We start from the raw sequence: 3,088 nt of genomic DNA, 5'->3' as shown, positions 1-3,088 counted from the left end.
AAAAGCGGTGATCGGCGCCGTCATGCACAAAATGACACATCTTATTTACGGAGTGCTCCGTACTGGCAAGCCCTTCGATCCAAATTATTTAACCAACGGGCTTGCTATTCAAGACGGTATCTGACCCTTTTATTCCCTTTTTATTCCCTGCTTGTATCGCGTTGGCAGCCCGTCGCTCTGGCCGTCAGCGGATGATATTAGCCACTTTCCCAACAATGTGATCGGCAGGTACGAAGCCCCACATACGACTATCTGTACTGTTATCTCGATTGTCTGCGAGCACAAAATAGTGACCCGGCGGCACTTCACAGCGTATTTCTTGGGCATCAAACGAACATTTATCTTTGAAAGGAAATGAATCCGCTTCGCGATACTGCGCCCCTCCAGGCCGCAACAGAATTTCGTATTCGGTATCCCCCGCTTTTTCAAGAAAGCGTTGCAAGTTGAGTAGAAATGTATTATCCAAATAATCGTCTAATTGCCGGATTCTGGTATCTGCGCCGTTAATGAAAAGATGGTTGTCCCGATAGGATATTTTGTCACTTGGCAGACCTACCAGACGCTGCACGTAAGTCAGCGTAGGGTCCGCAGGAAAATCGAATACGATGATGTCGCCTCGCTTCAATTCAGCCGAAATAGCCGAGCTGGCCAATCTCTTACCGAAGAGGCTGAAATGCCCATAGCCCCACTTCTGCACAATCAGTTTCATACCAGGCTCCAGCGCAGGCGACATCGAGTGCGACGGCACCCTGAACGGTTCATATAGAAACGTGCGCATACCGACCACGCCAAGCACGAAGACTGCAAACACGGCAAACAAACCGTACCATCGTGTATACCAAGGCCTCATTTCCTGCGCTTGGGCGCTCATAGCGAAGCGATATGATTGAACCACCCCAGCAATCAGCAATATCCACAGAACGGCCGGATAGGTTAAGAGCGGGAAAGGTCCATAAATATGGAAGAAATCGAGAACGCCAACGAAGAGCGCAACTAGGAAGAAAAGTATGCCCCACCATAGGTGGCCGGTATAAAGGAATCCAAATAGCGGATTGAATAAGCTCAATATCAATGCTATCCATTTATTGGGTTGCCAGGTCAATTGGTTTCCTTTTGATGTTTTGATGAAAATTGAGTCATATCTTCCTGTCGGTCTCAACATTTTTGCGAAGCGGCTTTGAATAAATGCAGAGCTTACAAATAAGTGCCCCCATGTTCAGCTTGTAATACCGCATGGTCCCACGCTCGATCTCGGTTCCTAGTTATTGATTCTTGATTTTTTCTTGTTGCACGCGGGTTGTGTAAGCTCTATTGATACCGATTCCGTGAACTTTTTGACTGAAAACGTTTCTATGAAAGTGTTCATAATCACCATAAATTTCACCGAAACTACTTACCATGATCTTTTTCAGGCGACTTAGACGTCACTTGTGCCTACAACCTTTAACGGATTTCGTCAACAGTTCTAAAAATTGCCTACCACGCTTTTCTTTAAAAATTGAATGAACAGATAACAAAAAGAAAGCAATAAAAACGACCAAGTTGAACCATCCAATTCCCTTCAGAGATTTGTAAATACGATCCCACTCATCACCTTTGTAAAATATGCGATACATCATCGCAAAAAAGAAAGCTATATCGACCGCGAGTAACGCTCCAACAATTCTTCCAGGCGAATATCCATTGTCCCAACTCTTGGATGTGAATAATTCCAACCAAAATTTTTTCCACGGTGAATGCATTTCCGTTCCTTATTTTTTAGAAACCGGGGTCTCAGGTGTTTTAACAAATCCTGAGGTCCCTGGCAATACTGCTCCTCCTACATCCTTAACTAAAAATGGTAAAGAATTCGTTGGAACAACAGGAACAGGGGTTCCCGCAGCACGTTGCAATAGTGCTGCCAGGTTTGAATCGACGACATAAGGCTTGTAATTCAAGGTCCCGTTCAAATAATTACCAGCAGCATCTCCCACAACTTTACCAGTTCCAGCAAACATCCAGCCCAATAATGCGGTACCGAGTATGGAGTCATGACTGCCGGACTGTGAATTGTTATATACAGTTGTTGCTCCAGATGTTGCGGCTCCTAGGCCCGCAACTGTGTAAACACTCTTCAATGTAGCCCCCAAGCCGCCGCTTGCCCATGAGAGAATTGATGCATTAGCTATACGCTCAAGATCGTAAGAGTCGCTGCCGTACAACACTTGATTTATGAATTCAGCACCACCTCCACCAACTGCGCTAGCCAGTGCAATTTTTGGGGCTAACAAACCCATCCGAATCAACACAGCCGCCGTAATCGGATCAGCCGTTGGCGTTGTTGCACCATTACCCCAACCTGGGATGCCGGGACCGTATGCACTCGAGTTTTCATTCGCACTTGACTGGTACTGCGCAAGACAGTTATAGGGTGCTGGACAAGATTGAATATCCTGTTTCGCAATTTGATTGCGTGCTGCAATGATTTGCCCGGCCTGAGTACAATCTGCAGCAGATCCTTTTCCGCCATTGCAAGAAGCGACTAAATCATCCAATTGTTTTTTCGTCGACTTATCGACGTTATCAAATGCGGTAACAACGTCACAAGCCTTTGTATCTCCGTTATCACAGGCCGACTTGGCGACATTTCGTATTACATTACCTTTGGGTGACAACCAGTTGTTCGTCGCTGCATTCGCCGCAATACTGCCGCCCACACTGGCATCCAGCGCAGTCCCGCCCGTCGCTCCCGCCACTAGCGCACCCACCCCGGTTGACAAGGCAATCACCGTGTTGATCTGGTTGGCATTTAACCGATCTGGGTGAAAGCTGCCATCGGCGTCATAGGCTTGCGGATACAACTCGCGGCTAAGCACTTGCGCGGCTAGTTCGCCTGATGCGCCTGCTCCGGCCCCGGCCGCGGCGCTGCCGCCATTGGCAGCGGCGAGAATAGCACCCAGCACAGCGTGGGTTAATACTTGTGCCGTCTGGTTTTCATGGCCGGGTTGCGCGAAATAATCCCCTATCGCGTTGGCCACATACGGCGCGCTGGCATTAGCCGCAAGCTGACCAGCCCCTTGACCGGCAACACCGCCGACTAAGATCCCTG

Annotated in this window: 3 protein-coding genes; all 3 read right to left on the bottom strand. The window is 48.2% G+C overall.

Going from position 1 to position 3,088, the window contains the following annotated elements:
* Positions 1 to 184 precede the first annotated feature (184 nt).
* Positions 185 to 1,102, bottom strand: a complete 918-nt coding sequence (gene lepB / locus KHU33_RS25880; RefSeq protein WP_211468384.1) for a signal peptidase I — start codon at positions 1,100 to 1,102, stop codon at positions 185 to 187.
* A 322-nt stretch (positions 1,103 to 1,424) separates the two neighbouring features.
* A complete protein-coding gene (locus KHU33_RS25875; RefSeq protein ID WP_211468382.1) occupies positions 1,425 to 1,742 on the bottom strand; it encodes a hypothetical protein in 318 nt (105 codons plus the stop codon).
* Between the two features lie 9 nt (positions 1,743 to 1,751).
* Positions 1,752 to 3,088, bottom strand: a 1,337-nt coding sequence (locus tag KHU33_RS25870) for a VENN motif pre-toxin domain-containing protein (RefSeq protein ID WP_211468380.1), incomplete at its 5' end; no start/stop codon positions are given.

The organism is Collimonas silvisoli (assembly GCF_018305005.1).
GTDB lineage: Bacteria > Pseudomonadota > Gammaproteobacteria > Burkholderiales > Burkholderiaceae_D > Collimonas > Collimonas silvisoli.
This window is presented reverse-complemented; position numbering and strand designations above follow the sequence as displayed.